We start from the raw sequence: 17,252 nt of genomic DNA, 5'->3' as shown, positions 1-17,252 counted from the left end.
TTATTTGCTTATAGGGGTTTATTGACTGCGTTTATCTCAATTGTTGAAAAGCCCTTTCCCTTTCTGATGATTTCCTGCTTTCCCCACATGAAATGTGTTCCGTCGTCGAATACTAAAACATGACACACGGCTAGCTCGTAACCTTCTTGGCGATCCCTAACTAACTCTTCGGCTTTCTCCCTCGCTTCCTGAAAGGTTTTGAACTGTATTGCCCTCATGATGAAAGGAGTCCATTCCCACAGATTCGCCCCATCCGTACCCTCTACCAAACACAAAAAATCTTCGGTTTGGGGAGCAAGCAAAACGAAAAATTCGGGAGTGCCGGCGAACGAACTCATCATATCCTCACCTCATCAGCAATCTGCTTATTGGGATTGATCTGATACATTTATCTGGATGGTTACGAAACTTTACATAAACCGGCAACCCTTCAATACAAGCAACTGCATTTCATCTGGCAAATCGCTGAATACTTACTCATGTCTCAGCCGCCACAGCCGCCGCAGCCGCCGCAGCCACCGCAGCCACCGCCACCACCACAGCCACCATCATCACCGCCGCCGCCGCCACCATCACCGCCACCGGCACTACTGCTAACAGCCACAGGAGGAATGAAAACTTCTTTTAAACCGACAAGTGTGGTGCCGGCTAAGACGCCAGCGCCCAGTACAGCAAACGCCCTTGGAAGTTGCGGATCAGTGGTGCTAGCAACTGTTGGACGTCCCAAATGACTTTGAATATTCACGAGTACGTGATCGCCTAATCGGCTACGAAACGGCGATGAAGATAGAAAAATTGACCCAATGAAGGCGGTGAGAATGCACAGAAACAGCAGCAACCCTATTGGCTTGCCGTGATAGAGTCCCACGAAAATTTTGGTAACGCCGAGTGCCAACAAAGAGAAAATAGGAATTGCTGAAAAGATCCGAACAAAATCAGCTTGCTTTTGATTCAGCAGCAGTTGCAATTGCTGTAAGCGTTCACGAATTTGCTCAACCGCAGCAGTAACCGCAGTCGCTGTTCTCACCTGATAAATATTTCCATAGGTTTCAATTGCTGCGGCAACGGCTTGTTCTAGTGGGTGATCAATCTGCTCTAAGGTCGTTGTGAGGACAAGCCGGCAGCCTGTATGCGGTTCCACTTGTTCGCGCTGTACAAGGCTGGCAATTGCCGTATCCACGGTGTGGTGTTGTCCGGCGCTGAGGTAGGCAGTTTCATACAAATCCAGTTCAACAGTAGAGTTGCCACCCGGCAGTCGCAGATAATGGCCCAGCAGGACTCCCAAGATGATGCTGACAAGCCCTAAAAATACATATAGTGCCAAAAAGGTTGGCCCCGTTAGGTTAAGCGGATTGGGGAAAGTGCCTGATTGTAGGGAAGAAGCACAGCCGCTTACAGCAAGGGTTAAAACAAATAGCACTGCCAAGAATGCCGGCTGATTCCAGTCAATCTTGGGCAAGAAATTCAAACTTGGCTTCGGCACAATCCAATTCTGTTGCCGGTTGACTTGCACGAATTGCTTGCTGTGACTGGCATGAATGTGCAAGGGAAGCCAGATATCATTAGGGGGTGCATACCCAAAAAAACGCTCGTAACTGGCAAGTGTTTTTTTGTACCAATCGTTATATTTATCGCGTTCACTGCTACCTCCGCGAGAAGGTTCATGATGCAGTGGCATTTGTAAAATCTGAGAACAAAATTCTTGCCAGTAAGATCGCGTGTAAGTTAAATGCAAATGCCAGACTTGATCAACCGGCTCAGATGGGGAAACCGGATGTCCTGCCGCGACTGCCAGAAACGCAAACTTTTTGTATTCCGCAATCACTCGCTGAGTGTAGCGATCACTCCAGCCCTTTTCTTTTGCCAGTCGCCGGCTAAAACACCATTTCGCATCGGGATCGTCGAGGGAAAATGCTTGGATTTGTTGATAAAGTTGGCTTTGCTGCGGGTTCATAACTCTAGCTTCCCGGTGAACGCTATATTTCATGAGGAATGAAATTGCTTAAACCGCTTATATCGGTTAACCCTGTGGAATTTTCTGGATTGTTACAAAACTTTACAAGCGACAATTTTGAACGTTTCACTTACTTAGCTGCCGGTTGTACAAACCGGGAAAGCAGTCAAGTCGCGTTAAGCTTAAGTCATTTAGACTCAGATGTTAATTTCACAGTGTGAGGAGCTTATCAATGCGGGTTTTGCTAGTCTATCCTCTATTTCCCAAAACGTTCTGGTCTTACGAGAAAATCCTAGAACTTGTGAATCGCAAGGTTTTGCTACCGCCTTTAGGTTTAGTGACAGTGGCAGCAATCTTGCCTCAGGAGTGGGAATTTAAGCTGGTTGATCGCAACATTCGCTTTGTCACTGAGGAAGACTGGGCATGGGCAGACATTGTCATTCTTTCTGCGATGATTGTCCAGAAAGTTGATTTGCTTGAACAAATTCGTGAAGCCAAGCGGCGCGGCAAGCGAGTCGCAGTCGGTGGTCCTTATCCAACTTCGGTTCCCTGTGAAGCCACAGAAGCCGGTGCGGATTATCTGATTTTGGATGAAGGGGAAATCACGCTGCCGATGTTTGTCGAGGCGATTCAAAAAGGTGAGACGCAAGGAATTTTCCGATCTGGCGGTGAGAAGCCGGATGTGACAAGCACCCCCGTTCCGCGTTTCGATTTGCTGGAATTCGACGCCTATGATTCCATGTCGGTTCAGTTCTCTCGCGGCTGTCCGTTCCAGTGTGAATTCTGCGACATTATTGTACTCTATGGTCGCAAACCCCGCACCAAAACACCGGCACAGTTGCTAGCCGAGTTGGATTATCTCTATGAATTAGGCTGGCGGCGCAGTGTGTTCATGGTAGATGACAACTTTATTGGCAACAAACGCAATGTTAAGTTGTTGCTGAAAGAGTTAAAAGTCTGGCAAGCTGAACATAAATATCCGTTCCGATTTAATACAGAAGCATCCATTGACCTCGCAGAAGACCCGGAACTGATGCAGCTGATGTTAGAGTGCTATTTTGATGCGGTGTTTGTGGGGATTGAAACGCCGGATGAAGAAAGTTTACAACTAACCAAGAAATTTCAAAACACGCGCAGTTCGCTGATTGATGCTGTGCAGACAATTATGCGTGCTGGGCTGCGACCAATGGCTGGATTTATTATTGGCTTTGATGGGGAAAAATCGGGTGCTGGTGATCGGATTGTCCGATTTGCAGAGCTGGCAGCAATTCCTAGCACAACGTTTGCCATGTTGCAAGCGTTGCCGCATACCGCACTGTGGAACCGGCTGGAAAAAGAAGGACGGATGCGGAACAAAGATGGCAACATCAATCAAACCACATTGATGAATTTTATTCCCACCCGGCCTTTAGAAGAGATTGCCAGGGAATATGTGGAAGCGTTCTGGCAGTTGTACGATCCGAAGCTATTTCTGGATCGCACCTATCGCTGTTTCTTGATGATGGGTGCGCCGGTGTGCAAACTTCCGTTTAAATGGCCCAGTTGGGTGGATGTACGCGCTTTCTTGATTGTCTGCTGGCGTCAGGGTTTCAAGCGCAATACTCGCTGGATATTCTGGCATCACCTATTTAGCATCATTAAGCGCAATCCGGCGGTGTGGGAGCATTACCTGACAGTGTGCGCTCACAACGAGCATTTCTTAGAATACCGGCAGATTGTGCGCGATGAAATTGAAGCACAGGTGGCTGAGTTTCTGGCAAATGAGGCGGAACACAAACTTACCGAAGCCGAGGTGCCGGCGAAACTAGCAAGTTAACTCAGCGATTCTCCTCGTTCCCAAGCGCTTGCCTGGGAACGAGAACCTAGCGCCTAAAGCAGTTTGACAGCTCTCAAGCCAAATAGCAGCACAACAGCAGTTCCAAACGCACCGCCTAAAAGCAGAAAATAAGACAAGGCTGCATCTACGCTCATTTACATTTCTCCATCAAAATCTAATAAGAACTATTGAAACATGGTGCGGGCTAGAATACAGCCCCTGAAGCGGGTTGCTACCGGCACACTCGACTTTTGGTTAAGACTGCGGTAGAAACGTACTAAGTACAGTAACCTTGAAGATTGATCAGGCATTGAATTATGGCTTCTGTCGTCCGCGTGAATCTACCGCAGCAGTCTTATGAGATTGCGATCGCCTGTGGCAGTTTAGGTGAACTGGGCGCACAGATGCAACCGTTGCAACTCGGTAAGAAAGTTTTATTGGTTTCTAACCCGGTGCTTTACCGGCATTACGGAGAACAGGTACAGGCATCCTTAAAAACGGCTGGGTTTGAAGTGGCTAGCTGCATTTTGCCTGCCGGTGAACAGTACAAAACCCTCAAGTCGCTGCAAAAGATTTACGATGCTGCCTTGGAAAACCGCTTAGAACGTTCGTCAACAATGGTTGCGCTAGGCGGTGGCGTGGTTGGCGATATGACCGGCTTTGCGGCGGCAACTTGGCTACGCGGGATTAATGTTGTACAAGTGCCGACAACACTTTTGGCAATGGTGGATGCGTCTATTGGCGGCAAAACCGGCGTTAATCACCCGCAAGGTAAAAATTTGATTGGGGCATTTCATCAACCTCGGTTGGTTTTAATTGACCCGGATGTGCTGAAAACGCTGCCGGCAAGGGAATTTCGAGCCGGCATGGCGGAAGTGATTAAGTACGGTGTCATCTGGGATGCTGAGTTATTTGTCAAGCTGGAAGAGTGCAAGCGCCTGGATCAAATGCGCTATGTGAGTGCTGATTTATTGCTAGAAATTTTAAGCCGATCCTGCCAAAGTAAGGCAGATGTAGTGAGCAAAGATGAAAAAGAATCGGGCTTACGGGCAATTTTAAATTACGGTCACACCATCGGTCATGCGGTGGAAAGCCTCACCGGCTATAAAGTCGTCAATCATGGGGAAGCGGTTGGCATCGGCATGGTGGCAGCCAGTCAGCTAGCAGTTGAGTTGCAAATGTGGGATAAAGATTGCGATCACCGGCAGTTGGCATTAATTGAAAAAGCCGGTTTGCCCACTCAATTGCCGGCACCTTTGGATATTGATAAAATTCTGGAAAGTTTGCAAAGCGATAAGAAAGTCAAGGCAGGAAAAGTTCGGTTTGTACTACCAGAAAAAATCGGTGCGGCAACGGTAACCGATCAGGTGCCGGCAGATTTAATTCGGCAAGTGTTGCAGGGAATGCAGTGAGAGTTTGATTGCCCAATCCCCAATGCCCCATTCCCCATTCCCATCTGAAAACCAGCCTGTTTGAGCTGCCAAGGACAAGAAAATAAAATCATCACGGTTTTGAGACAAGTTTGTCACAAGAGCGTCATATCCACTATCTAAATTAAAAAGAGTCAACTCTTGAAGGCTGCTTTCGCTAAAGCCAAGAGCGCTTGATTCTGACGTCTTTGCAGCAGGTACTATCAATGCAAACACAACCCCGCGATTCCAATCATCATTCTAGCCAGCCAAACAGCATCGACTTCAATGCTTCACGCTCTGGTTGGCAAAAGCCAGCTAGTTATCTGTCGGTACTTTTGTTGGGTGCCGGCATGGCTCTATCCGGAGCTTACTTAGCTTCTCAGAAAGTGCTCTCGCTCCAGCCGGCTGCGTCTGTGGCGGCTCAGGTGCCAGTTCGCCCGATCATTCAATCTCGATTGCCGATATCGACCGAGTCTAATTTTATTACCTCAGTGGTTCAGAATGTTGGGCCGGCTGTTGTGCGGATCGATGCCTCTCGAACCGTGACTTCCCAGATACCCGATGCTTTGAATGACCCCTTCTTCCGTCAATTCTTCGGCTCTAAGGTTCCAATTCCACCTCAGACGCAGGTTCAAAGAGGTTCAGGTTCAGGTTTTATTATTAACTCCGACGGTAATATTCTGACCAACGCTCATGTCGTCGATGGTGCCGACACGGTAACAGTAACGCTGAAAGATGGACGTGAGTTTAAGGGCAAAGTTTTGGGGGTCGATCCCGTCACAGATGTTGCCGTTGTGAAAATTGAAGCGAATAATTTGCCGAGTGTAAAGCTGGGTGATTCTGAGCAGCTACAACCCGGTGAATGGGCAATTGCCATCGGCAATCCTTTGGGGTTAGATAATACGGTAACTGTGGGAATTATTAGTGCTACTGGCCGCACAAGTTCTCAAGTCGGAGTGCCTGATAAGCGAGTCAGCTTTATTCAAACCGATGCTGCAATTAATCCCGGTAATTCAGGGGGGCCTCTGCTGAATCAAGCCGGTGAGGTGATTGGGATGAATACGGCTATCATTAGTGGGGCGCAAGGGTTGGGTTTTGCGATTCCGATTAATAAGGCACAACAAATTGCTGATCAACTCGCAACCACCGGCAGGGCGCAACATCCTTATTTAGGCATCCAAATGGTAACGCTAACCCCAGAAATTAAGGAAAATATCAATAAAAATCCGAATGCGCCTGTGACTGTTAATGAAGATCAAGGCGTGTTAGTGATGAAAGTCTTGCCAGATTCACCGGCAGCCAAAGCGGGAGTACGTGTCGGTGATGTTATTCAAAAGCTGAATGGCTCACCAGTAAACGATGCCGGCAGCATTCAACAAGAAGTTGAAAAAGGCAAAATCGGGACGGATATGCAAGTAGAATTGCGCCGCAATGGCCAAAGCCTCAAGTTAGCTGTGCGACCGGCACCCCTGCCGGCTCAGGAACAATAACTGGTTAGCGCTTCAAAGTTTTTAAATAGATTTCCTGATTGACTGTTTAGGATGGGTCGCTCGCCCATCCTTTTTTTGTCTGAAACGAGCACTCATTTCTCGCACTTGTTTCTGGCTCATCATTCATGCAAATCTAATGGTGGGAGTCGCGTTTCGGAAAAAGGTAAGTGATCACTGCAACACCCGACAGATTAAGCAAAGCAACGAGAATAATTGCTAAAAACACAGATGACATAATAATGTTATTTTTTAAGTTTTTGAACGCAATAATGTTATTTTTTAAGTTTTTGAACGCATTATAGAGTGGGCAACGTAAAAATTTAATTTTTCTTCAAGTTCAATAAGAGTCTGTCTCTAAACAATAGTTAAGTTGGCTGATTAACGTCAAATTAAAAACAAAAAGCCCCTTATTAGTAAGGAGCTTTTGAAGAAAATTGAGACCTGGCACGGAGCTATTTTTCCAGAGGGCTACCCCTCAAGTATCTTCGCCGCTGCAGCGTTTCACCTCCGAGTTCGGGATGGAGTCGGTGTGGTTCCGCCGCGCCAAACGCACCAGGAAAAATTAGTGGGTTAACACAACCCTGAAGGCTGCATAGCAACAAGTTAGTAGTAATCAATAGAAGGTGAGGTCAAGCCCTCGGTCTGTTAGAACGCCTTGGCTGCACCCATTACTGGGCTTCCACCTAGCGCCTATTAACGGATGTTCTCTCCGTGACCTTACTGGATTAACTCCATGAGAGCACTCATCTTGAGGTGGGCTTCCCACTTAGATGCTTTCAGCGGTTATCCGCTCCGCACTTGGCTACCCTGCGTTTACCGTTGGCACGATAACAGGTACACCAGCGGTGCGTCCCTCCCGGTCCTCTCGTACTGAGGAGGGCTCCTCTCAATGCTCTTGCGCCCGCACCGGATATGGACCGAACTGTCTCACGACGTTCTGAACCCAGCTCACGTACCGCTTTAATGGGCGAACAGCCCAACCCTTGGGACGTACTTCCGCCCCAGGTTGCGATGAGCCGACATCGAGGTGCCAAACCTCCCCGTCGATGTGAACTCTTGGGGGAGATCAGCCTGTTATCCCTAGAGTAACTTTTATCCGTTGAGCGACGGCCCTTCCACTCGGAACCGTCGGATCACTAAGGCCGTGTTTCCACCCTGCTTGAGTTGTGGCTCTTGCAGTCAAGCTCCCTTATGCCTTTACACTCTGCGGCTGATTTCCAACCAGCCTGAGGGAACCTTTGCGCGCCTCCGTTACTTTTTAGGAGGCGACCGCCCCAGTCAAACTGCCCACCTGAAACGGTTCCCTTCCCGGTTAACGGGTTAGGGTTAGAATTCTAGCTTCACTAGAGTGGTATCTCACCGGTGGCTCCAATTCCCCCGCAAGGGAATCTTCAATGCCTCCCACCTATCCTGCGCAAGTGAAGCCCGAACCCAATTCCAGGCTACAGTAAAGCTTCATAGGGTCTTTCTGTCCGGGTGCGGGTAGTCCGTATCTTCACAGACAATCCTATTTCGCCGAGCCTCTCTCCGAGACAGCGCCCAGATCGTTACGCCTTTCGTGCGGGTCGGAACTTACCCGACAAGGAATTTCGCTACCTTAGGACCGTTATAGTTACGGCCGCCGTTCACCGGGGCTTCAGTCGCCAGCTTTAGGGTTTCCCCCTGACCAACTTCCTTAACCTTCCGGCACTGGGCAGGCGTCAGCCCCCATACTGCGTCTTACGACTTGGCGGAGACCTGTGTTTTTGGTAAACAGTCGCCTGGGCCTCTTCACTGCGACCCACTTGCGTGGGCACCCCTTCTCCCGAAGTTACGGGGTCATTTTGCCGAGTTCCTTAGAGAGAGTTATCTCGCGCCCCTTGGTATTCTCAACCTCCCCACCTGTGTCGGTTTCGGGTACAGGTAATTTAGGCTTAACGTGTTTAGAGATTTTCTTGGAAGCCTGACCTCTACCACTTCCCCCCCGTAGGGGGTCGTACTCACGCCTCAGCTCAGGACGTTTTCTCCGTCCCTCAACACCTTGTACGCTTGAACCGGTAACCAACATCCGGCTGGCGATTGCCTTCTCCGTCCCTCTGCACAAACCTAAATCAGTACGGGAATGTTAACCCGTTATCCATCGACTACGCATTTCTGCCTCGCCTTAGGCCCTGACTGACCCTCCGTGGACGAGCCTTGCGGAGGAACCCTTGGGGTTTCGGGGCATTGGATTCTTACCAATGTTTTCGCTACTCAAGCCGACATTCTCACTTCCGTTTCGTCCACACCTGCTTGCCGCTAGTGCTTCTCACTACTGCGGAACGCTCCCCTACCGATACATAAATTACATATCCCACAGCTTCGGCAGGCCGCTTAGCCCCGTTCATTTTCGGCGCGAGAGCGCTTGACCAGTGAGCTATTACGCACTCTTTTAAGGTTGGCTGCTTCTAGGCAAACCTCCTGGTTGTCAATGCACTCCCACCTCCTTTATCACTTAGCGCCCATTTGGGGGCCTTAGCTGGTGGTCTGGGCTGTTTCCCTTTCGACGATGAAGCTTATCCCCCACCGTCTCACTGGCTGAGTGTACGCCTGGTATTCAGAGTTTGTCTCGATTTGGTACCGCTCTCGCAGCCCGCACCGAAACAGTGCTTTACCCCCAGGTTATAATCTCAACCGCTGCGCCTCAACACATTTCGGGGAGAACCAGCTAGCTCCGGGTTCGATTGGCATTTCACCCCTAACCACACCTCATCCGCCGATTTTTCAACATCGGTCGGTTCGGACCTCCACTTGGTGTTACCCAAGCTTCATCCTGGACATGGTTAGATCACCCGGGTTCGGGTCTATAAATTGTGACGAATTCGCCCTATTCAGACTCGCTTTCGCTTTGGCTCCGGCTATTTTTGCCTTAACCTGCCACAACCTATAACTCGCCGGCTCATTCTTCAACAGGCACGCGGTCAGACGTTAAATCGTCCTCCCACTGCTTGTAAGCTGACGGTTTCATGTTCTATTTCACTCCCCTTGCGGGGTTCTTTTCACCTTTCCCTCACGGTACTGTTTCGCTATCGGTCACACAGGAGTATTTAGCCTTACGAGATGGTCCTCGCTGATTCACACGGGATTCCACGTGCCCCGTGCTACTCGGGATACAGCTGAGCGGTTCGGGTTTTTAACTACAGGACTTTCACCTTCTCTGGTGCCGCTTTCAATGGCTTCGTCTAACCTTTCCCGTCTCGTGATGCTGTCCCACAACCCCAACTGGTATTCCAGTTGGTTTAGGCTTTTCCCGTTTCGCTCACCACTACTCGGGGAATCTCTGTTGATTTCTTTTCCTCGGGCTACTAAGATGTTTCAGTTCGCCCGGTTGGCTCATTCCTGTCTATGTATTCAACAGGCTGTACTAGGGGTTGCCCCATTCGGACATCTCCGGCTCAATGCTTGCTTCCAGCTCCCCGGAGCGTTTCGTCGGTCGCCACGTCCTTCTTCGCCTCTGTGTGCCTAGGTATCCACCGTCAGCCCTTTGTAGCTTGACCACTATTTTTCTTTGATTGTCTGTGGGGCAATTCGCTCGGCACAACTTTTACGGCTGCGCTTCGCTGTTTGCCTGACACTTTCTACCTGACTTGTTGCTATGCAGTTTTCAAGGTTCTGACTGGAATCTCATCCAGCAGGCTGGCTTGTCTTTGTTCAAGTTCAGTTGCTGAATTTTTTCCGCTGTTCGCGTTTTGCCTTTTCATTGAGCGGATTCTTATTCTAACCGCTTTTTCTTTGATTTGGCAATGACGAGATGACTTTTTTTTTAGATTTTGGCTGTTGGTTGAGTGGAGGTAAGCGGACTCGAACCGCTGACATCTGCCTTGCAAAGGCAGCGCTCTACCAACTGAGCTATACCCCCACTAGAGAAGTTCGTTTTGAGAGGTTTTTCCTCTTTCCTCACTTCTATTCAGGTGGGCCATCCTGGACTCGAACCAGGGACCTCACCCTTATCAGGGGTGCGCTCTAACCACCTGAGCTAATAGCCCATTTTCTGAACCGTTTAATAGTTTGAAAGCCTTTCTTCTTCACCCGGTCACGACCTCGGGATATCTTCTCTCTGTCTGATGATTTTTACTCTTCTTTGACAGATGAAGCGGGTCTCCCTATAAAGGAGGTGATCCAGCCACACCTTCCGGTACGGCTACCTTGTTACGACTTCACCCCAGTCATCAGCCCTGCCTTCGGCGTCCTCCTCCCTTGCGGGTTAGAGTAACGACTTCGGGCGTGGCCAACTCCCATGGTGTGACGGGCGGTGTGTACAAGGCCCGGGAACGGATTCACCGCAGTATGCTGACCTGCGATTACTAGCGATTCCTCCTTCACGCAGGCGAGTTGCAGCCTGCGATCTGAACTGAGGCTGGGTTTTCGGGATTAGCTCGACTTCGCAGTCTGGCTGCCCTCTGTCCCAACCATTGTAGTACGTGTGTCGCCCAGGACGTAAGGGGCATGCTGACTTGACGTCATCCCCACCTTCCTCCGGTTTGTCACCGGCAGTCTCCCTAGAGTTCCCAACTTAATGATGGCAACTAAGGACGAGGGTTGCGCTCGTTGCGGGACTTAACCCAACATCTCACGACACGAGCTGACGACAGCCATGCACCACCTGTGTTCGCGCTCCCTAAGGCACCCCCTCCTTTCAAAGGGGTTCGCGACATGTCAAGTCCTGGTAAGGTTCTTCGCGTTGCATCGAATTAAACCACATACTCCACCGCTTGTGCGGGCCCCCGTCAATTCCTTTGAGTTTCACACTTGCGTGCGTACTCCCCAGGCGGGAAACTTAACGCGTTAGCTACGGCACGGCCCGGGTCGATACAGGCCACACCTAGTTTCCATCGTTTACGGCTAGGACTACTGGGGTATCTAATCCCATTCGCTCCCCTAGCTTTCGTCCCTCAGTGTCAGTGCAGGTCCAGTAGAGCGCTTTCGCCACCGGTGTTCTTCCCAATCTCTACGCATTTCACCGCTACACTGGGAATTCCCTCTACCCCTACCACACTCTAGCCTTTCAGTTTCCACTGCCTTGACAAGGTTGAGCCTTGCTCTTTGACAGCAGACTTGAAGAGCCACCTGCGGACGCTTTACGCCCAATCATTCCGGATAACGCTTGCATCCTCCGTCTTACCGCGGCTGCTGGCACGGAGTTAGCCGATGCTTATTCCTCAGGTACCGTCATTTTTTTCTTCCCTGAGAAAAGGGGTTTACAACCCAAAAGCCTTCGTCCCCCACGCGGTCTGGCTCCGTCAGGCTTTCGCCCATTGCGGAAAATTCCCCACTGCTGCCTCCCGTAGGAGTCTGGGCCGTGTCTCAGTCCCAGTGTGGCTGGTCGTCCTCTCAGACCAGCTACAGATCGTCGCCTTGGTGAGCCTTTACCTCACCAACTAGCTAATCTGACGCGAGCTCATCAAAAGGCAATTAATTTTTTACCTCTCGGCACATCGGGTTTTAGCAGCGGTTTCCCCCTGTTGTCCCCGTCCTTTTGGCAGATTCTCACGCGTTACTCACCCGTCCGCCACTAAGGTATTTCTACCTCCGTTCGACTTGCATGTGTTAAGCAGACCGCCAGCGTTCATCCTGAGCCAGGATCAAACTCTCCGTTTGGTTTGGCTCCGGTATTTCTTCGGTTCCGGTTCCTTTCACTTACTGACTAATCAGCTCGTTCTAAGTTTTTTCTTGACCCGGTTGAATGTTTCTGGCTTTCAAACTATTATTTTTTCTAGGTTCAGGGCGCTTTGAGGCGCTTCGCTTTCACGTCGCTTCCCTTGAGCGCTTTACTAATCTATCAATTCCCCCAAAGTCTGTCAACCCCTTTTTGAAAAAATATTTTGAAATTGTTTTAACAAATCTCTCAAACTCCCTGCCGGTAAGACTTTGAGCTAGCTTATCTCCATGAAGAAAAACTCTAATACTCTAATAGGGAAATGTACGCTGTGAGCGCTAATACTGTTTTGCCCCCCTTGCTGGTGTTGGAGCCGCTCTTGGAGGGCTGGCTGCTGGAAGACATAGGCCGAGGAGATCGCACGACTCAAAGCCTATTTACGGCAAACGTCCCAGAGGGGCAAGCCGAATGGATTGTCAAGGAACCGGGCGTGATCACGGGCCTGCCTATCGCTGCCTTAGTTTTTCAGATGTTGAATGATAAGGTTCGCTTCGTGCCTACTGTTGCCGAAGGTGAATGGTGCAACCCAAAACAAGTCGTCGCTCACCTTAATGGCCCACTAGATGCGCTACTCATGGGTGAACGAGTGGCCTTAAACCTAGCCATGCGTCTTAGTGGGATCGCCAGCTTGACAAGCAAATATGTTGAGCAAATTGCTGATCTCCCTGCACAACTGGTAGATACTCGCAAGACAACGCCTGGTCTTAGGCTTTTAGAGAAATACGCAACCCAAGTAGGAGGAGCTAAGAACCACCGCATGGGACTCGATGACGGTGTGATGATTAAGGATAACCACATTGCCGCTGCCGGCAGCATTGGCGCAGCAATCACGCAAATTCGAGCGCGAATTCCTTACCCTCTCACAGTAGAAGTGGAAACAGAAACACTAGCTCAAGTAGAAGAAGCCCTCAACCACAGAGCGGACATCATCATGCTAGACAATATGCCTGTTGAGCTGATGCAGCAAGCAGTGCAGCTAATTCGGGCTTCACAGCCTCATATCAAAATTGAAGCATCGGGCAATATCACTCTGGAAACCCTGCGTGCTGTCGCCCAAACCGGCGTTGACTACATTTCCACCAGCGCCCCCATAACTCGCTCGACTTGGCTAGATTTAAGCATGAAACTTAACACCGGCACCCAGTCGCTTCAAAAAGATGATCACTAAAATTTAGTTAATTTTCTCGATGAAAAATAAAGTGCATTAAACAATAAATCTACCGGCCCCATCGGCAAATTTATATAGACTGATCTCGGTAGGGCCGGTAGATTTTTCATTAACGCATTTCCTGTTCGGAATTTCTAAGCACTACTATTTCGAGATAAAATGCACCCAGAAGCTCCCATCTGGAATGCAGACAGTGCGGATCAGCTGATAGGAGTAATGTAGATAAGCTCCACTGCCATCTGTACGATATCCTTCAGGACTCCATTCTCCATAAGGATCGTGGACATAGAAGCCTTTGTCATCGTAACCGACGATAGCAATAAGGTGACCAAAAGAAGAGAAAAAGCCATGTATCACAACCGGCTTACCCTCTGATAGCCAATCTTGAACTTCCTCGATTGTCGCATTTTCTTTAAAATGATCATGACATCCGTAAGCTGCCACAACTTGAACCAATTCATGCGGATTTTGTCTGTTTAAACCATTACTTTCAGTATATTCATACAGCTCATCTTCAAATTGCCCAGAATTGCTCTTGCCACGAGCGCCCAAGAACTCCAAGCACATGGCAAGTGAAGTTACATTGCCAGAACCTGTGGGATTAAACCAGTTGTCTAGTTGAGACTTATAAGGAACATCAAGCTTTACAGTTGCTGGCTTAGCTTTTGGATAAACAAGCGTTGTATTTTCATAAACCTCAATATGGTGCCCAAATGCGTACCAAATTTTAGAATTGTTAAAAGAATCCTTACGCAGAGTGACTCTTACGTGATTGCGAACAAGTTCAAAGGACAAAAGCTTAAAAGATTGACCGCCTTTAACTTCTTGTTTCTCTTCCTGTGATAGTTGAGACAAGGGGATAGGTTTTGCTTTTAAAACTGTGTCGCAAATAATTTTAAGGACTGGAGGCGGAACGGCAATTTCCTGGGGCTTAGTTTCAATCATCTTATTAGCAGTGATGGCACCTAAAAAATCTGGTTCTTCACATTGCATTAAGGATTGAAAACGCCTCAAAGCCGCTGTAGAAATTGGGCCAAATCTACCATCTGCCGGCGGTTCAAGCAAATTTAATTCGATCATCCGCATCTGGATTTGACGGGTGAGGTCTGGGTCAGATGCTATGGCATTAACGTCATACTTGATATTTGTGTTGAGAAAGTCTTGTAACTTCATCTTCAATACCTGCCTTCTGAATAAATGGCTCAATCTGAGCTGCTTCCAGTAGATTACACCAATTTTATTTTCCTACATTAAGCTCAAACATTTTTCCCGGTTAAGCTGTTGGTTTAGCTGACCGGGGACATAGCAGACGTTTTCTAAATCAATGGCTGACTTCGCTGAGCATCTCATGTACAGTTTGAGCAACTCAAAAGCAGCTACTTGCATCCAAAAAAGTTCTATTGAGTTTGCTCCCACTTAAATTTGAAAAACTGTAGGTAGGGTGGAGATGTTCACCCTACCTACAGTTTCAGGGACTATCAGGATGACTGAGTGGGAAACTTTAAGGCTCAGACCCCAAAATCATCAGACTGAACGCCTTCTGACAATTGAGGCACCTAGAATGTGAAGGTGGTTCGGACGGTTCCCACGAAGTCCGTTTCGTTGTTGTCGTTATGCTCTGGATCGAGAATCACAAACAAGCCTGGAGTGATGGCGATATTATCCGTCACTTGATAGCGATACAAAGCCTCTAGGTGTAAAGAGGAGTTTCTATCTTCAGTGGCATCGCTCTCTGTCACTTTAGGCGGCATCCCAATGATAAAGGCCGCCAAATTTCCTTCTTTGCCCAGATCCGGGAAAGCTAAGCTCAAAGCCCAGTTGATTATCTGGGCATCTGCATCTCCTCCTGATTCTTGCTGAGCGTCTGTCAGGCCACCCCAACCCGAAATGATAAATCGAGGGCTGATATTGACGCTGGCTTCAACACCATAGTGATTAGCTGAAGTAGGAACTGCACCGAAGGGTCGATTTGCTAAGCTGCTGCCGGTGCCCCCCGATAGGTTGGTGCCGTTACGATGGTAGGAATTGACGTAAGTTAAACCTAAAGCAAAGCGATTGCTAGGTCGGAAAGTGACTTGACCGAGTGCTGCATAGGAACCGCTGAAAAATCCACCTCCCCCATCAGGAGCGGGATCAGGATCGTTACCATTAGGAGCGTGATAACTTAGGGATACACCCAATGCTTTGCTAAAGTCGTAGTTTAGGGTTAGGCCCTGTCCTCCGCCTTGCCGATAGATGGGGTTGAATCGGCCAAAGCGGGATACAGATCCCCGTCCGCTACTTTCTAAGGCCGGGTTAAATACGAAGACGTTCTCATTGTACTCGCCTTGATTGGCATCAACGACAACTGTAGCCTTGCTAGTAAGGGGGAAACGATAGAACAGTTTATGGATTTGAAATTGGTTCTCAGTATTGGCTTCAAATGCCAAGCGATCCATTGGAGTTCCACCAAAGGCTGTCAAGTCTTCGGTGTTACCGACTTGCAAGCGAGCTCTCAAGAGGTCTTTGCCTGTAAAGCTAGTATCCAAGTTTAACCGGGTGCGGTGAGTAAAGTGGGGAACCGAGCTGCCACCTTCTCCGATAATGTCACTACCGGCAAATATGACTTCTCCCCTGAGCTTGGTGGTGGTGGAGAACTGATTGGCCTCTAATTCAGATGTGCGAGCTTCGAGGACATCAACCCGACCGCGTAGGGTGGCCAGTTCTGCTTGAAACTCATCTAAGAGCCGGCGCAGTATCGCTAAATCTTCTGGGGTGGCATAGTCTTCCCCTTCTGGTATCAACGCCAAAATTGAATCTAAGCAAGCATTTAAGCCGGCTGCAAACTCATAACGAGTCATGGCCCGGTTTCCTCGGAATGTTCCATCCGGGTAGCCGGCAATACAGTTATATTTCTCTACCAAGTTCCGCAAGGCTTCATAGGCCCAGTCTGTTGGCTGAACATCTGAGAGCTGGTTCACATCGCTCAGCTGAGCCATTGGGTCTACTTCTTCGTTGGCTTGGTCCATGCCGTCTAGCGAATTCACAGAGGGTTCAGCAGGGACAGAAGTTTCAGAGGGGAGCGTGCCGTCGGCTGGGAGTTCTGCCAGTAAGGTGCTGCCGGCTTCTACTGGAGTGGTGATTTCTGATGTCTGAGCGGAGGTAGGGGCGGGAAGTGTTCCTGTGGCTGATACTTGTGTGCTTAAACGAGTGTCGGCTGGCTCTGAGGTGGCTTTAACAGACGACGACTGGTCGAGGGCACTTACTGCAAGCAGATCACCAGCCTGTTGAGTGGGCCGGTTATTGTTTTCCAGAGACGAGGCAATTGGGTCGGCTGCTGCGATTTTCTCTGCATCTTTTTCGCCGGCAGGAACTTCAACGGCCAAGGCACTGTTGGTCACAACCAAAATTGCCCCTAGGACGGCTGATTTGTAAAGGAAGGCAGCCCTAAAAATCTTTGGCATCATTATTCTTCTGTCCTCACACCTAACTAACTTAAAAACTGCTGAGCAGATTGTGCTTTTGTTTCACCACTCAAATAATTTATCAGATTTTATCGAGAATCTCTGGTTATTGCTTCTTATATTTTTGATCCCAACCTGAGTTGTAACTTTGGTATCTGCTTAGACAACTCCTCCAAGTAGCATGGGAGCATTTGAATCTATGAGAAATCCTAATTTTTACAGCTTAAGCAGAGGTAAAGATTTAATAGTACGGAAGTTAAGACTTTCTTTATAAATGCTATAATTTCTTAAAATA

9 protein-coding genes, 2 tRNA genes and 3 rRNA genes are annotated in these 17,252 nt (G+C 48.8%); 4 read left to right on the top strand and 10 right to left on the bottom strand.

What is annotated here, in order from left to right:
* Positions 1-8 precede the first annotated feature (8 nt).
* Entirely contained in the window at positions 9-341 is a 333-nt protein-coding gene (locus H6F56_RS02030) for a hypothetical protein (protein ID WP_190665174.1), read from the bottom strand.
* A 143-nt stretch (positions 342-484) separates the two neighbouring features.
* Positions 485-1,987: a TIGR04222 domain-containing membrane protein gene (locus H6F56_RS02025; RefSeq protein ID WP_242031828.1), complete on the bottom strand. Its 1,503-nt coding sequence runs from the start codon at positions 1,985-1,987 to the stop codon at positions 485-487.
* Positions 1,988-2,186: 199 nt separating this feature from the next.
* On the opposite strand from H6F56_RS02025, the gene H6F56_RS02020 reads away from it, so the two are divergent.
* Entirely contained in the window at positions 2,187-3,770 is a 1,584-nt protein-coding gene (locus tag H6F56_RS02020) for a B12-binding domain-containing radical SAM protein (RefSeq protein WP_190665172.1), read from the top strand.
* 53 nt (positions 3,771-3,823) lie between these two features.
* Here the strand turns inward: H6F56_RS02020 and H6F56_RS02015 are convergent, their stop codons facing one another.
* Complete coding sequence (locus tag H6F56_RS02015; protein WP_190665171.1) at positions 3,824-3,925, bottom strand: cytochrome b6-f complex subunit PetL; 102 nt, start codon at positions 3,923-3,925, stop codon at positions 3,824-3,826.
* A 162-nt stretch (positions 3,926-4,087) separates the two neighbouring features.
* Between H6F56_RS02015 and aroB the strand changes: the two genes are divergently transcribed.
* Both aroB and H6F56_RS02005 read left to right on the top strand, forming a co-directional pair.
* On the top strand, positions 4,088-5,182 hold the full coding sequence (aroB, locus tag H6F56_RS02010) for a 3-dehydroquinate synthase (RefSeq protein ID WP_190665170.1): 1,095 nt from the start codon (positions 4,088-4,090) through the stop codon (positions 5,180-5,182).
* A gap of 224 nt (positions 5,183-5,406) precedes the next feature.
* Positions 5,407-6,672, top strand: a complete 1,266-nt coding sequence (locus H6F56_RS02005; protein ID WP_190665169.1) for an HhoA/HhoB/HtrA family serine endopeptidase — start codon at positions 5,407-5,409, stop codon at positions 6,670-6,672.
* Between the two features lie 439 nt (positions 6,673-7,111).
* Here the strand turns inward: H6F56_RS02005 and rrf are convergent.
* The 5 genes from rrf to H6F56_RS01980 all read right to left on the bottom strand — a co-directional run bounded on the left by rrf (position 7,112) and on the right by H6F56_RS01980 (position 12,288).
* Positions 7,112-7,229, bottom strand: a 5S ribosomal RNA gene (gene rrf, locus H6F56_RS02000).
* A gap of 68 nt (positions 7,230-7,297) precedes the next feature.
* Positions 7,298-10,187: ribosomal RNA gene (locus H6F56_RS01995) — 23S ribosomal RNA — on the bottom strand.
* Between the two features lie 289 nt (positions 10,188-10,476).
* A tRNA-Ala gene (locus H6F56_RS01990) sits at positions 10,477-10,549 on the bottom strand.
* 53 nt (positions 10,550-10,602) lie between these two features.
* Positions 10,603-10,676: transfer RNA gene (locus H6F56_RS01985), tRNA-Ile, on the bottom strand.
* A gap of 121 nt (positions 10,677-10,797) precedes the next feature.
* A 16S ribosomal RNA gene (locus H6F56_RS01980) occupies positions 10,798-12,288 on the bottom strand.
* The 16S, 23S and 5S rRNA genes sit together here with 2 tRNA genes alongside, the layout of an rRNA operon.
* Before the next feature lie 329 nt (positions 12,289-12,617).
* On the opposite strand from H6F56_RS01980, the gene nadC reads away from it, so the two are divergent.
* Positions 12,618-13,514 (top strand): carboxylating nicotinate-nucleotide diphosphorylase, encoded by an 897-nt coding sequence (nadC, locus tag H6F56_RS01975; protein WP_190665168.1) that lies wholly within the window; start codon positions 12,618-12,620, stop codon positions 13,512-13,514.
* 144 nt (positions 13,515-13,658) lie between these two features.
* Here nadC and H6F56_RS01970 read toward each other — a convergent pair whose 3' ends face one another.
* Both H6F56_RS01970 and H6F56_RS01965 read right to left on the bottom strand, forming a co-directional pair.
* Positions 13,659-14,687 (bottom strand): C39 family peptidase, encoded by a 1,029-nt coding sequence (locus tag H6F56_RS01970; protein ID WP_190665167.1) that lies wholly within the window; start codon positions 14,685-14,687, stop codon positions 13,659-13,661.
* A 383-nt stretch (positions 14,688-15,070) separates the two neighbouring features.
* Positions 15,071-16,960, bottom strand: coding sequence for an iron uptake porin (locus H6F56_RS01965; protein WP_242031827.1), 1,890 nt, complete (start codon positions 16,958-16,960; stop codon positions 15,071-15,073).
* Positions 16,961-17,252: the final 292 nt, after the last annotated feature.

Origin of the sequence: Microcoleus sp. FACHB-672, assembly GCF_014695725.1 — a bacterium.
GTDB lineage: Bacteria > Cyanobacteriota > Cyanobacteriia > Cyanobacteriales > Oscillatoriaceae > FACHB-68.
This window is presented reverse-complemented; position numbering and strand designations above follow the sequence as displayed.